This window comes from Mycolicibacterium aurum, assembly GCF_900637195.1.
Taxonomy (GTDB): domain Bacteria; phylum Actinomycetota; class Actinomycetes; order Mycobacteriales; family Mycobacteriaceae; genus Mycobacterium; species Mycobacterium aurum.
In genome coordinates this window covers 3,399,892-3,419,747 of record NZ_LR134356.1, presented here as the reverse complement: position 1 = coordinate 3,419,747, position 19,856 = coordinate 3,399,892, and the positions used below count along the sequence as shown (strand labels likewise).

Genomic DNA, 19,856 nt, shown 5'->3' with positions numbered 1-19,856 from the left:
GGGGCATCTACCCCCAGCCGGCCCCGGCAAACGCGTTACCGGGTGTTGCCTGCGTGCATGCGGTATAACCCCTGACCAGGACGTCCGAACCCGGACATGTCCTGTCCTCGTCTTGGCCTAAAGTCGTCAGTCGTCATCCGTGGTCGACCCCGCAGGAGTTTCCGTATGCCGCAGCCTCGTGGGTGGCGCGGTGACCCGGTGTGGCTGGCCGACGTCCTTCGCGAAGAGGGCCTCGACGTCGTGGAATTCCCCGGGTGGCAGCGCCGCGGGCATGGTGAGTTCAAAGACATCCGGGGCGTGATGGTGCATCACACCGGTTCGGATACCGCGACCGCCGACTCCATCGCCTACGGCCGACCAGACCTTGCCGGCCCGCTGTCACAGCTCCACATCGCCCGCACCGGAACGGTGACGGTGGTGGCGGCCGGCGTGGCATGGCACGCCGGTATCGGCATGTACCCCTGGCTGCCGGCGAACATGGGCAATTGGCACACGATCGGCATCGAATGCGCGAACTCCGGGACCAGCCCCGGCGCGCCTCACCGGCGTAATTGGCCCGACGCCCAATATTCTGCGCTGGTCGACAGTTGCGCCGCGATCAATCGGCAGTTGGGCCAGCCGGCGGGCCGCACGATCGGGCACAAGGAGTATGCCGGTCGGGCACAGGGGAAATGGGACCCTGGCGCCATCGCCATGGACCAGCTGCGCCGTGACATCGCCGCCCGGATCGGCGCACAGCTGGGCGCCCACGCCCCTCGGCCGCCCGTGCCCGTCGGTGAGTACGCCGACGTTCTGCTGTACCGCGGATCGCGCGGCCCCCAGGTCGCCGAACTTCAGCGTCGACTCAAGCACGCTTACGCGGCCTACGCGGGCGCGCTGGAGGTCGACGGTGTGTTCGGGTCCGAGACCGATTCGGCGGTACGAGAATTCCAGCGTCGCACACCCGGGCTGAAGGTGGACGGAATCGTCGGTCCCGCCACCGCCGCGGCGCTCCTGTTGCGTCTGGTCGACTAGAGGCCCGCCGCTGTCACCGCGACCGGTATGCCGTTGAGCGCGCCGTTGCCGGACGGTTCATCGAGAAAATCCGGTGGCGACAGGATGTTGGTGTTGACCCCGGGTGAACCGTTGGCGACGGACAGGCGCGTACCCGTCTTGCCGTGACCCCACCCGTGCGGCATCGACACGACACCGGGCTTGATGGCATCGGTGACCTCGACAGGCACCTCGATGCAGCCTCCCGCCGATGTCACCGCCGCCAGGTCGCCGCTCGAGAGGCCCCGGTCGCGGGCGTCGTCGGTGTGCATCAGCAATGTGCAGCGGTCCCGCCCATTCATCAGCTGACCCACGTTGTGCAGCCAGGAGTTGTTGGAGCGAAGATGCCGTCGGCTGACGAGCACCAATTCGTCGGGTTCGCGGGCGATGCGGCGCGCGAGTCGTGGCAGGTCGTCAAGCAGGTACTGCGGCGCCAACCGGATCGTGTTGTCCGCGGTGCCGAGCACCTCGGGCACGCGGGAGACCATGGGGCCGTAGTTGATTCCGTCTGGCGCCGCCTTGAGCTTGTCCAGGGTCAGCCCGTCGGGGTTGCGGCCGTAGTGGTCACCGAAAGGCCCGGTGCGGAGCGTCAGGTCGAGGGTGCGCTCGGGGCCGCCGTGGTCGTAGTGCGCCCGGATCTCAGCGCCGTCGAGACCCTGGGTGAAGCACATGTAGTCGAAGAACCCGTCGTCGATCGCGGCGACGTCGACGTCCTCGGCCGGTGTGCCGGTGCACAGTCCGGTCAGTCGGATCAGGATCTCCCACTCGTCGGGCGCCGAAGGGTCGGGCTTGGCGAACACCGGCGGCGAGTAGTTCGCGACGCTGTTGATCGCGAAGTTCAGGATCAGGTCGTCGTGGTGCGGCTGCTCCAGCGGTGATGCCCCGGGCAGGATGACGTCTGCGTGCCGAGTTGTCTCGTTGAGCCACAGGTCGATCGAGATCATCGCCTCCAGGTTCGGCAGCACCTCGTCGAGCTTGTGCCCTGCCGGCGTGGACAGCACCGGATTTCCCGCGACGGTGATCAATGCCTTCAGCTGGCCCTCGCCGGGTGTGGCGATCTCTTCGACCATGCACGACACCGGAACCTGTCCGAGCACCTCTTTGGCGCCGCGCACCCGGGTGCGGTAGCGCCCGAAGTCCGGTGCCCCGTCCTCGAGCCCGGGAATCGGCTGCGCGGTGATGGTCCACGCGGTGGGGGTGGGGAACATCGCTCCACCGGGGACGTCGAAATGGCCCGTGAGGATGTTGACGACGTCGACGAGCCAGCTGGCCAGGCTGCCGAATTCCTGGTTACAGGTGCCGATTCGGCCGTACACCACTGCGCGTGGTGTGCCCGCGAGTTCACGAGCCAGTGCCCGGATCCGTTCGGCATCGATACCCGTCGCCTCGGAGACCCGTTCCGGTGGCCACTCGGCGACGACGTCGCGCAGCGTGTCCACCCCGTCGAGGTACGGCGCGACGGTGCCGAGGTTCACCAGGTTCTCGTCGAACAGGGTGTGTGACACCGCCAGCAGCAGTGCCGCGTCGGTGCCCGGCGTGATGGGCAGCCATTCGTCGGCCCGGTCAGCGGTGGCCGTCTTCACCGGGTCCACCACGATCACCCTGCCGCGCCGTCGGATTGCACCGAGCAGACCCATCACATCGGGAGCGGCGAGCAGGGAGCCCTGCGAGGCTGCCGGGTTGGCGCCCATCACGACGAGGAGGTCGGTCCGTTCGATGTCCGGTACCGGGAAGCTCCACCAGCCGCCGTACATCAGGTGAGACGACAGATTCTTCGGCCACTGATCGACGGTGCCGGGGGAGTAGGTGACCGGCATACCCGACAGTCCGAGGAGGATGCCCGTGTAGCGCGCCAGCGAAAAGGAATGTGCCAGAGGGTTTCCCGTGTAGGCGGTGACTGCGCCGATGCCGTGCTTCTCGATGATCGGTGCGAGAAGCTCGGTGCAGCGCCGGAAGGCGGTGTCCCAGTCGACTTCGTGCCACTGGCCGTCGACCTTGATCATCGGCCGCCGGATCCGGTCGGGGTCCTCGTGCAGCGCGCCGAGGGAGGCGCCCTTGGGGCAGATGTGGCCGCGGCTCCAGGTGTCGTCCTTGTTCGGGCGGATTCCGGCGACACGGCCGTCCTTCACGCTGATCTCCAAGCCGCACATCGCTTCGCACAGCGGGCAGGTGTAGAGGTGCAGGCCGTCCTCGCCGACGCCCGCCAACTGCCTGGTGTTCTCGGCCATCGCCATCGCCTCTACTCCGATTGTGAAGACTCACTGTAACGACAAAGAGCTGTGCCACACTGTATCGACAGACGGGGTGGAAGGGAACGGCATTCGGTGAACGCACCGGCCCGGAGGCGACACCACGGGTCGCGTCGCGACCCGGCGATCAACGACGCCGTTCTCGATGCCACCCGCACACTGCTGGTGACCCGTGGCTACTCGGCGACGTCCATCGACCTCATCGCCGCCACCGCGAAGGTCAGCCGACCGGCCATCTACCGGCGCTGGCGATCAAAAGCTCATCTCATCCACGAGGCGGCCTTCCCGGACCTGGGTCCGGCCCCCTGTGAAGACGACATTGCCGCCGAGATCACCCGGTTGTGCCGTGGCGCACTGCTGATGTACGCCGATCCCGTTGTGCGTGAAGCAGTCCCAGGACTACTGCACGACCTTCGGCTGGAGCCGGCGATGCGCAGGCTGATCAACGACCGTCTGGAGGCCGCGGCACGCCGCCAGCTCGCCCGCCAACTCGCCGACGGCGTCGAGAGCGGCACCGTCCGCCCGGCTGTCAATGCCGACAGCGTCATGGACGTGGTAGCCGGTGCCGCCTGGTACGCGGTCTGCGTCCGCAAGATCACCGACATCGACACCGCTGCCGACCAGCTCGCGGACCTGGTTCTTCGCGGGGTGCTCGGCGACGGCCAACGCTAGAGCCTGCCCACCGCCCTCAGGCCGTCGACAGTGTCGGCGAGCGTCTCGGCGGGATCGCGCTGAGTGATGCCCAGGTCGGTTTTGCTGGGTGTGTCGTCCGATGCCGGCATCTGGGTGTAGTACTGCATGGCCGCGGAATTTATCGGTGTCTCGAACGGCAGAAGGGGTCCGACGACATCGAGAAGGCGACCCGCGCTGCGCAGCGCGATGTCCGGAACGGGCAACGCCACCAGCGACTGGCCGGCTGCCGCGCCGATCAGTGTGGCCAGCTGCTCGACCGAAACCCGTTGTCCACCCGCCATGTATCGGCGGGGTCCGCGACCGGGCTCGAGCAGGGCCACGTGCAGCGCGGCGAGGTCGCGGACGTCGATGACGATCCATGCGGCGCTGCGTCCCGGTACCGCGTGCATCTTGACCGCCGCCTCGACGCCCTCGGCAGCTTCACCGAACTGATCGCCGGCGGGCGGGCCGAGCACCATCCCGGGATAGGTGATGTCGACCGGAGCGCCGCCATCCTGCAGGCCCCTGGCGTAGGCCTCGACGGCGGCCTTGGAACGGCCGTAGCCGTCGTTGCCGCCTACCACCGGCAGGTCCGCGTGCAGCACCTCCAGGTCCGGCCGGAAGAGCGCGGTGAAGCTGGAGACGTGCACGATCGGGTCGATACCGGCACGGACGGCGCCGCCGAGGACGTTGCGGGCGCCCTCCAGGTTGGTGTGCAGCATCTCGTCCGCGCGGCTCGGATCGGTGGAAACCATTGCGGCACAGTGGATGACCGCGTCGCACCCGTCGAGGGCCGCTGCGGTCGCCTCGCCGTCGGCGATGTCGCCGACCACGTGATCAGCGATGTCGACGCCGATGCGTTCGGCACTGGTGGTCAGCCGTTCGGGCGAGCGGACCAGGAAGCGGACCTCGTGTCCGGCGTCCTGGGCGGCTTTGGCGGTCCACGCTCCGACGAACCCCGTACCGCCAGTGATCAGTACCTTCATGTGCCCTCCGGTCGGCCCTTCGACGGACGCTACCCCACGTGTCCTGCGGCGGTCCCGCGGGCAGGAGTTGACATCCGTCAATTAATTCCGCTGATGTGTCTACCCGCGCGGCAGCGCTGCTATACGTTGGCCGGGTGAACTCGTCGTTGCGTCCACATTTGATCCAGCGTCCCGCCGATCTGACGGCCGAGTGGCTCACCGCGGCGATCGGGGAGGGCGCGGTTGCCGACTTCACCACCGATCGCATCGGCACGGGCCAGATGAGCGAGTGCTACCGCGTCGCTCTGCGCTACGCCGACGGCGCCACGGGACCGGCGTCCATGGTGCTCAAGGTCGCGGCCGCGGATCCGAGCAGCCGCCAGACAGGTCTGGCGATGGGCCTCTACGAGCGTGAGGTGCGCTTCTACACCGACATCGCGCCGGGGCTGGACGGGCCTGTCGCACCGTGCCGGCACGCGGCGTATGACGCGGAGACCGGAGCCTTCGATCTGTTGCTCGCCGACGCGGCGCCGGCGAGCGTGGGTGACGAGATCCGCGGCGCCACAGTCGAACAGGCGAAGCTGGCGCTGACCCAGCTCGGGCGGGTCCACGGTCCGCTGCTCGGCGATCCGGCCCTGGCAGGCGCGGCGTGGATCAACCGGGAGTCGCCGGTCAACCAGGGGCTCATCACAGCCCTCTACGCCGGCTACATCGACCGCTACCGCGACGAGATCGCCCCCGAACACCGACTCGTCTGCGAGCGGTTCGTCGAGACGTTCGACGCGTACATGGCAGCGGAGAACGACTCCGAGCTGCCCCGCGGACTCGTCCACGGCGACTTCCGGCTCGACAACCTGCTCTTCGGTGAAGCCGGTGCGGACCGGCCTTTGACCGTCGTGGACTGGCAGACGGTCACGTGGGGCCCCGCCTTCACCGACGTCGCCTACTTCCTCGGATGTGCGCTGCCCGTGGAGCAGCGGCGCGAGCACTACGACACGCTGCTGGGCGCCTACCACGAAGCGCTCGGGCCCGGCTCGGGGGTGACTCTCGATGACGTGCGAGAGGGGGTGCGGCACCAGAGCTTCTTCGGCGTGTTGATGGCGATCGTGTCGCCGATGCTGGTGGCGCGCACCGAGCGCGGTGATGCCATGTTCATGGCGATGATCGCGCGGCACTGTCAGCACGTCCTCGACAACGGCGCCCTCGAGCTTCTTCCCACACCGACGGTGCCGGAACCCTTGCAGCCCAACCCGGAAGACGAAGGGCGGCATGCGCCCACCGATGAGCCGCTGTGGAGCGAGAGCTGGTACTTCGACTTCGTGGACCCCGCGCAGGAGTTCGGGGGCTGGATCCGACTCGGGCTGATCCCCAACCAGAACCAGGCCTGGGTGAATGGACTGCTATGCGCTCCAGGCAAGCCGACCATCGCCGTTCTCGACTTCGCGGCCCCGGTGCCCGACGACCACACCCGTGCTCGCGCGGACGGTATCGAGGTGGACCAGGAGGTGGTCGAGCCGCTGCGCAAATACCGGGTCTCGCTGCGCGGACGCGGGCAGGCCCACGACGACCCGGCGGCACTTCTGCGCAGCGAGGCGGGCAGGCCCGTCGACGTCGACATCGATCTGGTCTGGACCACCGTCGGGCAGCCGTATCAGTACCGCATCTCACCGCGGTACGAAATCCCCTGCACGGTAACGGGAACCGTGTCCGCGGACGGGCATTCCCATGAACTCGTCGACATTTCCGGTCAGCGTGACCATTCGTGGGCGGCCAGGGACTGGTGGAGCATGGACTGGGTGTGGAGCGCCCTGCACCTCGACGACGGCACGCATATCCACGGCGTGCAGATCCTGGTGCCGGGCGCGCCGCCTCTGTCGGTCGGTTACCTACAGCGCGCCGGGGCACCGCTCGTCGAGCTGACGCGGGTCGCCGCGCAGACGACCTTCGCCGACAACGACCTACCGGTGTCCGCAGAACTGGACTACGGGGATGTCCACGCCCGCATCGACGTTCGCGGACATGCGCCGGTGTTGCTGACCGCGCCGGACGGGCGAGTGAGCCGCTTCCCCCGGGCATGGGGCACGGTCGTCACCGCCGACGGCCGCACCGGGACCGGCTGGATCGAGTGGAACCGCAACACCGGTTAGCCCGTCGTGCTCTGGATCTGTACGAGGTTGCCGCACGTGTCGTCGAGCACTGCTGTGGTCACCGGACCCATGTCGGTGGGTTGCTGGGTGAACCGTACGCCCAGGGCCCGCAGCCGCTCGTACTCGGCGCCGACGTCGGAAACGACGAATGCCGTGAACGGAATGCCGTCGGCAACCAGGGCGTCCTTGAACGGTTTGACGGCGGGATGGGCATCGGGTTCCAGGACCAGTTCGGTGCCGTCGGGGTCTTCCGGCGAGACCACGGTGATCCACCGGGCGTCGCCCATCGGCACGTCGTGTTTGACGGCGAAGCCGAGGATGTCGGTGTAGAAGCGCAGCGCCCTGTCCTGGTCGTCGACGAGCATGCTGGCGTAGCTGATTCTCATGTCGATCCTCCCTCGGTGCTGGTGAGCCAACGCTCGCTGATCTGCAGCAGCGGTGTGGTGTTGATGTGGTGGAACTTGTAGCGACCTTCACGGCGGGTCTCGACCAGTCCCGCCGACTCCAGCACGGCAAGGTGCTGAGATGTCGCCTGGCGAGAAGACGTGATCCCGTGGCGGGTGGTCAGACGTCCGCAGATCTCGAACAGTGTCTGACCGTCCCCGTCGGTCAACTCGTCGAGAATGATGCGGCGCGTGGGATCCGCCAATGCCTTGAACACATCACCCACCGGCCCCACGTTAGGCAAGTGGTTACTTGCATGTCAAGAACTGAGCCGGGTGACCAGGCCTCGGTCACCGTCGACACGCACGTGGTCGCCGGTCTTCAGCACCTGCGTGGCCACCAGCGTGTTCACCACGCAGGGCAGACCGTACTCGCGCGCCACGACGGCACCGTGGGAGACCGAGCTGCCGATGTCGGTGACCAGTGCGCCGATGACGGTGAAGAACGGCGTCCACCCCACATCGGTCACCGGTGCCACCAGGATCTCTCCGCGCTGCACGTCTCGCGCATCCTGGATCGATTTCGCCACGCGGACAATGCCTTCCACCGTCCCGCGGCTGGCGGGCCGGCCGGCGATCACATCGTCGGCGAAGGTGCTCGGCGGCGGCGCGACCACCGGCGTAGGGCGGCCCACCGACACGTCGTCGAATTCCAGCGAGTCCTGGAACGCCAGTGCTTCCCGCCGCTTGACCGCACGCTGGACGAACTCGGTGATGTCCGCGTCGTTCACGACACGATGCAACTCGCCACGGTCGAAGAAAAACACCAGATCGGCGTCGGGTAGCCGTCCCGTGCCGGCCAGCACCTGACCCAGATGGTGGTACCCGCGCTTGAGCGCGTGCGCCATCAGCGCCATCTTGGACTTGGTCTCCTCGCGCCCGCGCGCACCGCCCTGAGCGAGCCGGGCGAGAAACCTGACGGCCCGTGAGCGCGGCGCGTCGGCCTGTCTGTGGATCGGGCCGCGATCGACGGGATCCAGAGCTGAGCGCACCATGACCTGCATCATCGAACCCAGTCCGCCGGGATCCTCGGCCCAGGACGGATCGCGCATGCACAGCTCGCGGTAGCCGCGGTGACCGTGTCGAATCAGGAACTGCCGCAACGCCACACCGCTTCTGTGCGGGGCGGCGCGCAACCCGGTCACCGCGTCCTCGGGAGTCGCGGAAAGGAACTTCTCGGCGACGTCACGGTCTTCTGCGATGGCCCCTACGACGGCGTCGAGTTCGGAGAGCATCATCGCGCTCTCGACGTCGGCAGCGCCCGCCATGAGCTGGATCGCCTCGGCCTGGCCCTCTTCTTCGGTGCGGCCGTTCTTGACCGCGTCTCTGACCAGGAAGCTCTCCAGGATGTTGGCCGCCACCGCCGCGCGTGAGGATGACCGCACGTGGGTGAGCGTGACCTCGCAGTACAGGTCGACGCCGGACTCCAGCTGCTGCAGGACAACCTTCGGGTCGTCACTGGTCGGGATCCGGAAGCCGGAGATCTGAGTGCTCAGCCTGCGGATCGCCGGACCGGCCGACAGCGCGTAGGACGACAGCCGGATCGTGTTGACGAGCTTGCGGGCGAACGGCTCCGGCGGCTTGGCCTCCAGCTCGTCGACCACGCGCCCGCAGATCGACATCGAGAACTGTTCGAGGGAGTTGCCCAGGATGCCTGAGCTCAGCGCCGTCCCCTCGGTCATGTTCAAGAACATGTGACCATAGAAGTAGCCGACCTGGAGCCACGGCGTGTCATAGTCGTCCTGGGCTCGGGCCACCACCTGCGTCATCTGCATGGCGTAGTCGATGGCAAATCCCGACACCGATGCCGTCAGCGGACAGAACGCACCCGGCATCATCTCGCCGATGTTGCAGCGCGTATAGACATGCGAGGCACCGGCGACCGGGGAGTCCATCTCGTTGAGGTCCCCGGGCAGCGTGGTGATGGGCCGTGCCTGCAGCCACCACAGCTTCCCGGCCTGGTCGATCGCCCACTCCAGATCCATAGGCCTGCCCCAGTGGTCGGCAGCGCGGAGTGCCCCTGACCGGATCTCGGTGACGTCCTCGGCCGACAGCACCGCCTCGGCGCTCACCTCGCAGACCGCGGTCGTGCCGTCGGGGTTGAGCACGATGTGGTCGGGGGAGGCGCTTCCGTCGACAAGTGCTTCGCCGAGCCCGGCGATGGCGTCGATCACCATGAGATCGCGCCGCCCCGTGGCCGGATCCGCGGTGAACACCACACCGGCCGCCCGCGCGTCGACCATCTGCTGCACGACGACGTTCATGACGGCGGCGGAATGCCCGCTGTAGGACTCGGCGCGTTGGGAACCCACCGAGGCGGCGCACTTGCGCACGGCCGCGGCGAAGCCATCGACGGAATCGACGCCGAGCACGGTGTCGTACTGGCCGGCGAAGGACTGCTCGACGCCGTCTTCCCCGACCGCCGACGATCTCACGGCCACCGGGGTCGCACCGGCGTCGGTCATCTGTGCGAACCTGGCCGCCGCGTCGTCGGGGGCGCCCTCTGCCGAGGCGTTCGCAATGACGAACCCGACGGGCACGGCGAGCCCGAGGCGGCGCAGTTCCGCGAGGCCGGCCGCCTTGCCGCCGAATCGGTCGTCGGTGATGTCGTCGAATTCGATCGTTCTCGGTGCCATGGTCAGCTCAGCGCGTCCACGATCTCGGCGAGTGCATCCACGGCGATGGGGCCTGGTTGATACAGGCAGATCCGGTCGGACACCCCGTCGACGCGGTCTCGGATGTGCCTGGCGATCTCGGCAGGAGTGCCGCAGGCGGCGATGGTGTGGAGCACTTCGTCGTCGATGAGGGTGGCCATCTCCTGCCAGCGGCCCTGCTTGGACATCGCGTTCAGCTCCGGCTGCAGGTCGCCCCACCCGTGGGCATCGAGCACCGGGCGGTAGGCGGGGGTGGAACCGTAGAAAGCCAACAACATTCGGGTCGACGTGTGGTCCTGGTCCTCGGAACCGACCGACACGATGATCTCCGGCACCACCGCGAACTCGTCCTCACTGCGTCCGGCTGCGGCGAGTCCCTCCCGTACGGCGGGCATCGTCGTCTCGTGTAGGAACCGTTTCGATCCGAACGGCATCACCAGCAGGCCGTCGGCCACCTCCGCGGTGGCGCGGGTCAACCGCGGACCGAGCGCGCCGAGATAGATCGGGGGCGGGCCGAACGGGTTGGGGCCGGGGTTGAAGGTCGGGGTCATCAACGTGTGGCGGTAGTACTCGCCGCGGAAGTTCAACCGCTCGCCGTCGTTCCAGGTGGCGAAGATCGCCCGCAGCGCCCCGACCATCTCCTTCATCCGCGCGACCGGCCGGTCGAACTCCACCCCGTAGCGCTTCTCGATCTGTGCGCGTACCTGCGTGCCCAGGCCGAGGATGAATCGCCCCTCGGTCACCAGCTGCAGATCGTTGGCCTGATGCGCGAGGTGGATCGGATTGCGCGGGAATGCGATCGCGACGTTGGACATCACGTCGAGGCCCTTGACCGCAGACGCCAGCACCAGCGGCGTGAAGACGTCGAAGGGGCCTTCGAAGGTGAATACGCCGGACGCGCCGGCCTCTTTGAGAAGGGCGGCTCGTTCGACCGCGTCGGTCGGTCCGAACAGCGCCGTCATGATCTTCATATCGCCGCGCCTACTTCGCTACGTCGGTCCAGTCGGAGAACCCCGACGGGTGGTGCGGGCCGATGACGCCGTGCTCGAACAGCCCCGCGCCTTCGCGGGTGCGGCCGTCGGCCTCGGTACATACTGCCGCGCCGACGTGGTCGATGAGACTGAAAGGCGCCCTGGCCATCACCGCCGGATCGGTCAGGTCGAAGCTGACCCGTTCAGCGAACGGCCCGCCCTTCCACGTGCCGTGCGACCACGACGAGTCGCCTCCGTAGCCGGAACCAAACGCAATGGGAGCGAACAGCTTCGATTCGACATCGAGCGTGATCCGGTCGCCGGCGCGGTTCATGAACTCGACGTGGACTCCGTGCGGGATCCGCGTGCCCGGGTTGTAGTGCACGGTGACGCGCACACCGTCGAGTTGCTCGACCCGGCCGTCCCGCCAGCGCCGGGTGCAGTCGTAGAGGCTGCGTTGGCCGTCCGGATCCTCCTGCAGAATCAGGAACAGCTGGTAGTCGTCGAACGCCAGCGGCAGATAGAGCCACCACATTCCCTGGAACGCCGTGTCCGGACGACCCGCGGGCTCAGGTTCACCGACAGGCCGGATCCCCCAGGACCGGTCCCGGCTCGCGACGCTGGTGGTCCGGTCGACGTCCAATCTGTCGCCGTCCACCTCGATCCAGCCTTCCCACGTGCCGACCTGGGCAAAACGGCACGCCTGCAACGTCACCCGCCGCTCGGTCAGCATCTCGTGCGGACGTTCCAGCGCGGCGGGGAACAGGCCGCGCCAGGTCAGGTCCGCGGCGATGCCCTCGGTCTCGGCCAGCGTCAGGTGCAACTCCTGGAGCGGTTCGACGACGTCGAGCCGGTAGCCGTTGACGTTCTGGTGGAGCCGATCGTCATCGATCGCGTCGCTGAGGTGCACCGCGGTCTGGGTGTCGCCGCGGCGCACGAGGAAGTACGCGTCCTTGACGCCGAGTCGCGGGTAGTAGCCGATGCCGGTGAGCGCCATGAAGCGGCCACTGCGGTCGAGCACGTTGAAGTAGGACCGATCGTAGAAATTGCGGTCCGACGTCGCCGGCGAGGAGACCGGGGACGGCGTCTGATGGATCGGGTACTCGTCGAGCGGGCTGAGGTTCACACATTCTCCATCAAATACGATACGAGCTGTATCGGAAATAGACTAGGAACATGACAGCAGATCGGCGCGGCGATGGCAAGACGCCCGGGCGGCCGCGCGACGGCAGGATCGACGCGGCGATCATCGCCGCCACCCGCGAGTTGATCCTGCAGACGGGTTACTCCGCGCTGTCGCTGTCCGCGATCGCCGCCCGCGCCGGGACGACAACGGCCGCGATCTACCGGCGGTGGTCGGGCAAGGTCCATCTCGTCCACGAGGCGGTGCTCTCACACGAGACGATCACGGCGCCGAGTGGTTCCGGCGATGTGGCCCAGGATATCCGGGCGCTGGTCGAGTCCACGCGTGCGATGTTCGACAGGCCCGAAGTCCGGGTCGCACTGCCCGGTCTGATCGCCGACACGGTCGCGGACCCGGAGTTGCACAGCATGATGATCGCCCGGCTCGCGGGCAATCTGACCGCCTTCGAAAGCCGATTCGGTCAGGGGCGCCGCGACGACGACGAGCTGCCGATGCTCGCCGAGGTCGTCGCCGGCAGCGCGATTTTCCGGATCTTGATCCGCAATGACGCCGCCCTCGACCAGGCATGGGTCGATGCGATGACCGAGATGATCACGCAGCGCTGGCCTTCCGGTACCTGACCGACAGGGGGCGCCGGCGCGCCTGGGACATCGCCGGCCTCGACGGCATGCAGCACAACGAGTTTCGTCCGGCCACCGTGCCCGCGTCCCACAGGGTGTCTCCCAGATCGTAATTTCGTCACTTGTCGTTTCGGCCTGTCTGCCCCTGCGGCGCGGAGTCCCCCGTATCCTGCAGGAAGCCGGATCGTGGCGTGGAGTGGCCCTGGTGCCGTCCCCGACAGTCTTCCGGACCGGGAAGACAGCACGATGAGCGAGCCATGGGGAATTTGATCGCGGCAGTGAACGCGTCGATCGATCCTGGCGCGTTGATGCGCAGGATCGCCGAGCAGATGTGCCTGTTCACCCCGAAGGCCGACGGCGCGGCGGTCAGCATCCTCACACCGAACGACGAGTTCGTCGTCGTGTCGGCGTACGGCCTTGTCGACTCACTTCTCGGCCTCGCCCTCCCGGTGGAGGGAACCTTCCAGGGGATGGCAGTGGCGACCGGGCGCCCGCAGGTCAGTGTCGACGCCCCTGCCGACCTGTCCCTGACGCCGGAGGTGCGCGACATCGGAGTGCGCCTGGGGATTCACTCACTGGTCGTATCCCCCTGCTGCACCGAGGGGTGACGATAGGCGCATTGTCGATCACGGCAAGACAACCGCGGAAGTTCGATGAACGCGACATCGCGGCCATAGCGTCGACGAGCAGGTTCATCTCGGGGCTGATCAGCGCACACACCGAGCTGTCGTCGTTGCTCGACGATTTTCTCGGCAGCCCGTACTCGCCGGACGATGACTCGACTGCCCGTTTCCTCGCCTCCGTCCTGCTTCCCGATGTGGCACAACATGATCGGTTGCATCAGCGGATGGACGCCCTTCTGGAGAAGGAAACCAACCTCGAGGTGGTCTTTCAGCCCATCGTGGATCTCAAGACCGGTGCAACGGTGGGCTTCGAGGGGCTCTGCCGCTTTCCCGCCGATGCGGATCTGAGTCCGCAGCAATGGTTCGACAACGCCCGCAGGCTCGGTCGCAGTCTGGCGCTGGAACTCGCCGCCCTGCGCCGGCTCCTGGTCATGGCGGAGCACATACCCGCGACTACCTTCATCGCCGCGAATCTGAGCCCGACGACCGCGATGAATCCCTCCGTGCAAAGCCTTCTGCTGTCCGTTGAGCGACCCCTCGTCGTCGAGATCACCGAGCATGAGCCGTTTCCCGATGACCTGGCCGAAGCGCTGGAGCCGTTGCGGGACGCGGGTATCCGCCTGGCCATCGACGACGCGGGTGCCGGATTCGCAAGCTTCAACCAGCTGCTGCGTCTCCGACCCGACATCATCAAGATCGACGGTGATCTCACGTGCGGGATCGCCGCCGATCCGGTGCGGCGCGCACTCGCGACATCCATCGTGCGACTGGCAGCAGAGTTGAACGCCGTGACCGTCTCGGAGTCGGTCGAAGAGCCCGAACAGCTGGAGACATTGCGACTGCTGGGAGTCGACCTCGGACAGGGCTATCTTCTCGGGCGACCCGCGAAGTACCGGCACGGACAGCCCGTGTCCGTTGAGGCCTGAGCGTGCCCGCTTTTTACTTGGGCGGCATCCGGATGCCGCCGTCCACGCGGACCACCTCGGCGTTCATGTAGGAGTTGGTGATCAGTTCGACGACCATCGACGCCAGTTCCTCGGGCTTGCCCAACCGCTTCGGGAAGAGCACCGATTCACCCAGCTTGGCTTTGAACGCCTCCGAGGCTTCACCTTCACCGTAGATCGGCGTATCGATGAGTCCTGGGGCGACGGTGTTCACCCGAATGCCGACCGCTGCGAGATCGCGGGCGACAGGCAATGTCAGCCCGACGACGCCGCCCTTGGAGGATGAGTAGGCGGCCTGCCCGATCTGCCCGTCGAACGCAGCCACACTGGTCATGTTCACAATGGCGCCCCGTTCACCGGAGTCGGTGGGATCGAGTCGGCTCATGGCTGTTGCGGCGAGACGAATGCAGTCGAACGTGCCGACCAGGTTGATCGCGAGCACCTTCTTGTAGGCGTCGAGGTTGTGTGCCGACGCGAATTCGCCGTCCTTGCCGATTGTCCTTTGCGCCCAACCGATTCCGGCCGAGTTGACGAGTGTGCGAAGGGGGCCGAGATCGACGGCGGTGTTCACCGCGTCTTCGATCTGAGCAGTGTCGGTGACATCGACACTGACGAACGCCCCGCCGATCTCGTGAGCGAGTTCCTGCCCGCGTTCTGCTTGCAGATCGGCCACGACGACGCGGGCTCCTTGAGCTGCCAGGAGTCGGGCGGTGGCGGCACCGATGCCCGATGCTCCGCCGGTGACAATTGCGCTGGTTCCATTGACGTCCACAGCGAGAGTCTAGATCAGAGCGCCGTGAACAATATGCGGGGCAGCAGTTTTCGTCGCGTCACCGCGGCGCACCTCGTCCTTGGTCAGCGGGCGATGATGACTGAGGAGCCGTGGCCGAAGAGGCCTTGGTTGGCGGTGATGCCGACGGTGGCTCCTTCGACTTGGCGGCCGGTGGCGTGGTTGTTGAGTTGCCAGGTGAGTTCGCAGACTTGGGCGATGGCTTGGGCGGGGATGGCTTCGCCGAAGCTGGCGAGTCCGCCGGAGGGGTTGACGGGGATGCGGCCGCCGAGGGTGGTGGCGCCCGAGCGTAGGAGGTGTTCGGCTTGGCCGCGTTCGCAGAGGCCGAGGTGTTCGTACCAGTCGAGTTCCAGGGCGGTGGACAGGTCGTAGACCTCGGCCAGGGAGAGGTCTTGGGGGCCGATGCCGGCTTCGGTGTAGGCGGCGTCGAGGATCTGGTCTTTGAAGACGCGGTCGGGGCCGGGGACCACGGCGGTGGAGTCGGTGGCGATGTCGGGTAGTTCGGGTAGGTGTTGGGGGTATTGGGGTGATTGCAGGCTGATCGCGCGTACCGAGGGCACGCCGGCGGTGGAGCCGAGGTGTTTTTCGGTGAATTCTTTGGAGGCCACGATCACCGCGGCGGCGCCGTCGCTGGTGGCGCAGATGTCGAGCAGGCGTAGTGGGTCACTGACGACGGGGGAGGCCAGCACGTCGGCGGTGGTGGCTTCTTTGCGGTAGCGGGCGTTGGGGTTGTGGAGGCCGTGGCGGGCGTTTTTGACTTTGACGTTCGCGAAGTCTTCGACGGTGGCGCCGTAGAGGTCCATGCGCCGGCGGGCGAGCATGGCGAAGTAGACGGTGTTGGTGGCGCCGATGAGGTGGAAGCGTTGCCAGTCGGGGTCGTTGCGGCGTTCGCCGCCGACGGGGGCGAAGAAGCCTTTGGGGGTGGTGTCGGCGCCGATGACCAGGGCGACGTCGCAGAAGCCGGCCAGGATCTGGGCGCGGGCGCTTTGGAGTGCTTGGGAGCCGGAGGCGCACGCGGCGTAGGAGGAGGTGACCGGGATGCCGTTCCAGCCCAGTTTCTGGGCGAAGGTGGCCCCGGCGACGAAGCCGGGGTAGCCGTTGCGGATGGTGTCCGCGCCGGCCACGAGTTGGATCTGGCGCCAGTGCAGGCCGGCTTCGGCCAGGGCGGCGCGGGCGGCCACGACACCGTATTCGGTGAAGTCGCGTCCCCATTTGCCCCAGGGGTGCATGCCGGCACCGAGGATGTAGACCGGTTCTGGACTCATTGGGCGATCTCCCAGGCGTGCACGATGCGTTCGATGCCGTCGTCGTCGACATAGAGCGCCATGGTGGTCAGGTGCATCTGCATGCCGACCTTGAGGTCGGCGGCCAGGGTGCCCTCGACGACCTTGCCGAGCACGATCAGGCCTTCCTCGGCCAACTCCACCGCTGCCACGGCGAACGGTTCGAACGGGTCCGGGGACGGATACGGCGGGGGTGGGGCGTAGCGGTTCTCGGTGTAGCTCCACAGGGTGCCGCGCCGTGACAGCGGCACCTGGGCGAGTTCGTCGCTGTCACAGCCGGGGTTGGGGCAGTTGTTGGCCCGCGGCGGGAACACATAGGTCCCACACTGAGGACACTTCCCCCCGATCAGATACGGATCACCAGACCCATCAGTGGCGAACCACCCATCAACCGCAGGCTGCGAAGAAGCTGACACGCGGTCAGCGTACCGAGTCCCGCCCCATTTACTGAAACGTGTTCCAGTTTTTCTTCAGGAGCGTTGTCGACCGTCGGCGGGATCGGCGGTGGTCACGTCTGAGCCGTGTCCAGCAGGATCCGCAGCAGTTCGTCCGGGTTGTCGCGCATCAGATTGTGCTTGCCGTCGAGCTCGTGTGTGGTCCAGGTCGGATCGGAGCGGACCCGATCGTAGGACGGCCGCAGCGGTGACTCGCCGGGCCAGTCCAGCGCGTAGACGTAGACGCGTTGCCGGAACCGGCCCAGGTCGCCCCGTAGATGCAACGGCTGCATGACGGTCGCGAGCGGATGCGACGTGGCGCGGGGGTCGAAGAACGGCATCGGCGGAACCCCGAACCCGGAGCCGTCGACTTTGACGTACCACTGACGTTCCTCGTCGTTGACGACGTCCCAGCACGCCTCTCCGTCATGGGGCACCACGGCGTCGACGAACACGAGCGAATCGATGCGATCCGGGATGCGGTCGGCGACGCCGGTGATGACCATGCCGCCGTAACTGTGCCCCACGAGCACCAGCTTCTCGCCGGCGGCGGAGTCGCTGTCGACGGCGGCGACGACGTCGGCGATGTGGGTGTCGAGGTTGACGGCACCTGGCATCAGGTGTGACCGTTCGGCAACGCCGGTCAGCGTGATCGCCAGAACGTGGTGGCCGGCTTGCCGAAGCGACGCCGCCAGATCGTCGAAACACCATGCGCCGTGGCACATTCCGGGGATCAGCACGTAGGTGGTCGGGACGGTCATGATGTGCTCCTTTCGGTGTCTGTGCGGTACGTGGTGGTGACTCGGGCGATGTCGTCGGCAGTCTTTGTGCCCGCGGTGTGCATCGCCCTGTTGGCGGCAACGACGTCGGCGGTGTCGCGACGTCGCCGGGTCTGGTAGGCATGCAGCGCAGTGCCGGGGTCTCGGGCGACTTCGTCGGCCAGGACGCGGGCGTCGAGAATCGCCTGGGAGGCGCCGTTGGCGCCGACGGGATACATCGGATGGGCCGCATCACCCAGCACGGTGACCGCGCCCCGGCCCCAGTGCGGGAGGGCGTCGCGGTCCACCATCGGGTATTCGAACACCGTCTCGCTGAGCCCGGGCAGCGCCGCGACGTCGAGCCACCCCACATCCCAACCGGCGACGTAGGAGGCGACGTGCGTCGGATCGGCGGGCTCGTTCCATCCGACGTTGCCCGGCAGTGGACCGGCAACTCCGTCGCCGACCTGCAGTACCCAGTTCACGAGCCCGCCCCCGAGGGGATAGGTGACGAGGTCGGTTCCGTTGTCACCCTTGATGATTGCCATGGTGCGGCCGTCGAGGAACGGGGTCATCCGGGCGGCGCCGCGGTACATGCGCACACCCGACCACAGGAGTGGATCCGGCCCGGGATGAAGGTGTGATCGCACGACGGAGTTGATGCCGTCTGAGCCGATCAGGATTTCTGCGCGGAGGTCGCCTCCGCGGGTGTGTACAACGACGCCGTCGCCGGTCTCGGTGAACCCGGTGAGTCCTGCGCCGGTCCGGATGGCCTCCGGCCCGAGTCGATCGATGACGGCCTCGATCAGCATCGCCTGCAAGCGGCCCCGGTGTACCGACCGTTGCGGGTGCGAGTAGCCGCCCTCGACACCGCGAGGTTCGCGGAACAGATGCCTGCCGTAGCTGTCGAAGAACGAGATCTGCCTGGGTGCAACGGAAATCGACGACAGCAACGCGCCGAGGCCGAGGCCCTCGAGCTCGCGTACCGCGTGGGGGAGCAGGTTGATGCCCACCCCGAGCGGGGTAAGCGAGGACGCCCGCTCGACAACCATCGCCTCGATGCCGCGCTGGTGCAGCGCCAGTGCCGCGGTGAGCCCGCCGATCCCTGCGCCGGCGATCACGATGGTGGACCTGTTCGTCATGTCGAACCTCCTCGTCATCCACACTGCGGAGCATCGATGTATAAGTCCAATACCAACTAGATCTGAAACCTATAATCAGCTCTTATGGAGCTACGTCAGCTCGAATATTTCGTCGCCGTCGTTGAAGAACGCAGCTTCACCAGGGCCGCGCAGCGGGAGCGGGTAGCTCAGCCCGCGGTCAGCGCGCAGATCCAGCGGCTGGAACGGCTGGTAGGGCAGCAACTGCTCACCCGGTCGAGCCGCGACGTGCGTCTGACCCAGGCCGGCGCCGCATTGCTGCCCCATGCCATGGCGGCGCTGGCCGCCGTACGCGCGGCTCAGGAGGCAGTCGATGAGGTCGCCGACCTGGTCCGCGGTGCGGTGACCATCGGCACCGTGACATTGCACCCGGTGGACATCGCGCAGTTGATGGCCGACTTCCACGCCGACTATCCCGAGGTCGAGATCACGCTGGGTACCGACAACTCCGATGTCCTGCTGGCCAAACTCTCCGATGGCCGAGTGGACGCGGCGATCGTGTCCATCGGCGTGGACGAGCATCCGCCCGGGCTGGATTACGCGGTGATCACCGACGAGGCGCTGGTTGCGGCCGTGGCGGCCGGCCATCCCCTGGACCGGCGGCGAGCGTTGTCGCTCGGAGAACTCTGCGACCACTCCCTGATCTCGTTGCCGGTGGGAACCGGTCTGCGGTCCAGGCTCGACAGCGCTTGTGCCGCAGCGGGAGTGCGGCCGAGGATCGCGTTCGAGGCAACCAACCCGATGGAGCTCGCCGAGCTGGCGCGCCACGGCCTCGGCGTGGCGATCGTGCCGCAGTCGATGGCGCGCGCCGCAACCGACCTGCACGCGCTGACGCTGCCGCCCGGCCTGCGGGGCAGGCTCGTGTGGGCCTGGCGCCGCGACATGACGAGCCCCGCCGCGCGGCAGCTGTGTGATCGCGCCCGCCGATCGATCCCGCCGGACGCGGCCGGGCCCGGGTAGCGGCGCC

19 protein-coding genes are annotated in these 19,856 nt (G+C 67.3%); 7 read left to right on the top strand and 12 right to left on the bottom strand.

Annotation, left to right across the window (positions count from 1 at the left end):
- Positions 1-165 precede the first annotated feature (165 nt).
- Positions 166-1,014 carry a peptidoglycan recognition protein family protein gene (locus tag EL337_RS16045; protein ID WP_048633707.1) on the top strand — a complete coding sequence of 283 codons (849 nt, stop codon included), beginning with the start codon at positions 166-168 and terminating at the stop codon, positions 1,012-1,014.
- On the opposite strand, the gene EL337_RS16040 is transcribed toward EL337_RS16045, so the two are convergent.
- On the bottom strand, positions 1,011-3,266 hold the full coding sequence (locus EL337_RS16040) for a molybdopterin-dependent oxidoreductase (RefSeq protein WP_232786853.1): 2,256 nt from the start codon (positions 3,264-3,266) through the stop codon (positions 1,011-1,013). The two genes, EL337_RS16045 and EL337_RS16040, sit on opposite strands and share 4 nt — an antisense overlap.
- Positions 3,267-3,356: 90 nt before the next feature.
- Here EL337_RS16040 and EL337_RS16035 point away from each other — a divergent pair, with 90 nt between their 5' ends.
- A complete protein-coding gene (locus EL337_RS16035; RefSeq protein WP_048633708.1) occupies positions 3,357-3,953 on the top strand; it encodes a TetR/AcrR family transcriptional regulator in 597 nt (198 codons plus the stop codon).
- On the opposite strand, the gene EL337_RS16030 is transcribed toward EL337_RS16035, so the two are convergent.
- A complete protein-coding gene (locus EL337_RS16030) occupies positions 3,950-4,939 on the bottom strand; it encodes an SDR family NAD(P)-dependent oxidoreductase (protein WP_048633709.1) in 990 nt (329 codons plus the stop codon). The two genes, EL337_RS16035 and EL337_RS16030, sit on opposite strands and share 4 nt — an antisense overlap.
- A gap of 134 nt (positions 4,940-5,073) precedes the next feature.
- On the opposite strand from EL337_RS16030, the gene EL337_RS16025 reads away from it, so the two are divergent.
- On the top strand, positions 5,074-7,065 hold the full coding sequence (locus EL337_RS16025; protein WP_083443159.1) for a DUF7064 domain-containing protein: 1,992 nt from the start codon (positions 5,074-5,076) through the stop codon (positions 7,063-7,065).
- Here EL337_RS16025 and EL337_RS16020 read toward each other — a convergent pair.
- The 5 genes from EL337_RS16020 to EL337_RS16000 are packed head-to-tail and all read right to left on the bottom strand — an operon-like array spanning position 7,062 to position 12,259.
- Entirely contained in the window at positions 7,062-7,451 is a 390-nt protein-coding gene (locus tag EL337_RS16020) for a VOC family protein (protein WP_048633710.1), read from the bottom strand. The two genes, EL337_RS16025 and EL337_RS16020, sit on opposite strands and share 4 nt — an antisense overlap.
- The gene (locus EL337_RS16015; RefSeq protein ID WP_048633711.1) at positions 7,448-7,735 is read right to left on the bottom strand and encodes an ArsR/SmtB family transcription factor; all 288 of its coding nucleotides are present in this window, start codon (positions 7,733-7,735) and stop codon (positions 7,448-7,450) included. Before EL337_RS16015 ends, EL337_RS16020 begins: the two co-directional genes overlap by 4 nt.
- A gap of 33 nt (positions 7,736-7,768) precedes the next feature.
- Entirely contained in the window at positions 7,769-10,144 is a 2,376-nt protein-coding gene (locus EL337_RS16010) for a PEP/pyruvate-binding domain-containing protein (protein WP_048633712.1), read from the bottom strand.
- Positions 10,145-10,146: 2 nt separating this feature from the next.
- Positions 10,147-11,133 carry a TIGR03617 family F420-dependent LLM class oxidoreductase gene (locus EL337_RS16005; RefSeq protein WP_048633713.1) on the bottom strand — a complete coding sequence of 329 codons (987 nt, stop codon included), beginning with the start codon at positions 11,131-11,133 and terminating at the stop codon, positions 10,147-10,149.
- A gap of 10 nt (positions 11,134-11,143) precedes the next feature.
- Complete coding sequence (locus EL337_RS16000; RefSeq protein ID WP_048633714.1) at positions 11,144-12,259, bottom strand: Rv3169 family protein; 1,116 nt, start codon at positions 12,257-12,259, stop codon at positions 11,144-11,146.
- 50 nt (positions 12,260-12,309) lie between these two features.
- On the opposite strand from EL337_RS16000, the gene EL337_RS15995 reads away from it, so the two are divergent.
- The 3 genes from EL337_RS15995 (at position 12,310) to EL337_RS15985 (ending at position 14,446) form a co-directional block, all read left to right on the top strand.
- Positions 12,310-12,897 carry a TetR-like C-terminal domain-containing protein gene (locus tag EL337_RS15995; RefSeq protein WP_048633715.1) on the top strand — a complete coding sequence of 196 codons (588 nt, stop codon included), beginning with the start codon at positions 12,310-12,312 and terminating at the stop codon, positions 12,895-12,897.
- Positions 12,898-13,154: 257 nt separating this feature from the next.
- Positions 13,155-13,505, top strand: coding sequence for a GAF domain-containing protein (locus tag EL337_RS15990; protein ID WP_126316600.1), 351 nt, complete (start codon positions 13,155-13,157; stop codon positions 13,503-13,505).
- Between the two features lie 11 nt (positions 13,506-13,516).
- Positions 13,517-14,446 (top strand): EAL domain-containing protein, encoded by a 930-nt coding sequence (locus EL337_RS15985; protein WP_126316598.1) that lies wholly within the window; start codon positions 13,517-13,519, stop codon positions 14,444-14,446.
- 13 nt (positions 14,447-14,459) lie between these two features.
- Here EL337_RS15985 and EL337_RS15980 read toward each other — a convergent pair whose 3' ends face one another.
- The 5 genes from EL337_RS15980 to EL337_RS15960 form a co-directional block, all read right to left on the bottom strand.
- Positions 14,460-15,236 (bottom strand): SDR family NAD(P)-dependent oxidoreductase, encoded by a 777-nt coding sequence (locus tag EL337_RS15980; protein ID WP_048633718.1) that lies wholly within the window; start codon positions 15,234-15,236, stop codon positions 14,460-14,462.
- A gap of 83 nt (positions 15,237-15,319) precedes the next feature.
- Positions 15,320-16,519, bottom strand: coding sequence for a lipid-transfer protein (locus EL337_RS15975; RefSeq protein WP_126316596.1), 1,200 nt, complete (start codon positions 16,517-16,519; stop codon positions 15,320-15,322).
- Positions 16,516-16,953, bottom strand: coding sequence for a Zn-ribbon domain-containing OB-fold protein (locus tag EL337_RS15970; protein ID WP_126316594.1), 438 nt, complete (start codon positions 16,951-16,953; stop codon positions 16,516-16,518). The genes EL337_RS15975 and EL337_RS15970 overlap by 4 nt, the downstream gene beginning before the upstream one ends.
- Positions 16,954-17,045: 92 nt before the next feature.
- Positions 17,046-17,732: an alpha/beta fold hydrolase gene (locus tag EL337_RS15965; RefSeq protein WP_048631246.1), complete on the bottom strand. Its 687-nt coding sequence runs from the start codon at positions 17,730-17,732 to the stop codon at positions 17,046-17,048.
- Positions 17,729-18,871 carry an FAD-dependent monooxygenase gene (locus tag EL337_RS15960; RefSeq protein WP_048631245.1) on the bottom strand — a complete coding sequence of 381 codons (1,143 nt, stop codon included), beginning with the start codon at positions 18,869-18,871 and terminating at the stop codon, positions 17,729-17,731. The genes EL337_RS15965 and EL337_RS15960 overlap by 4 nt, the downstream gene beginning before the upstream one ends.
- Positions 18,872-18,955: 84 nt before the next feature.
- On the opposite strand from EL337_RS15960, the gene EL337_RS15955 reads away from it, so the two are divergent.
- Positions 18,956-19,849, top strand: coding sequence for a LysR family transcriptional regulator (locus tag EL337_RS15955; RefSeq protein WP_048631244.1), 894 nt, complete (start codon positions 18,956-18,958; stop codon positions 19,847-19,849).
- Positions 19,850-19,856 lie beyond the last annotated feature (7 nt).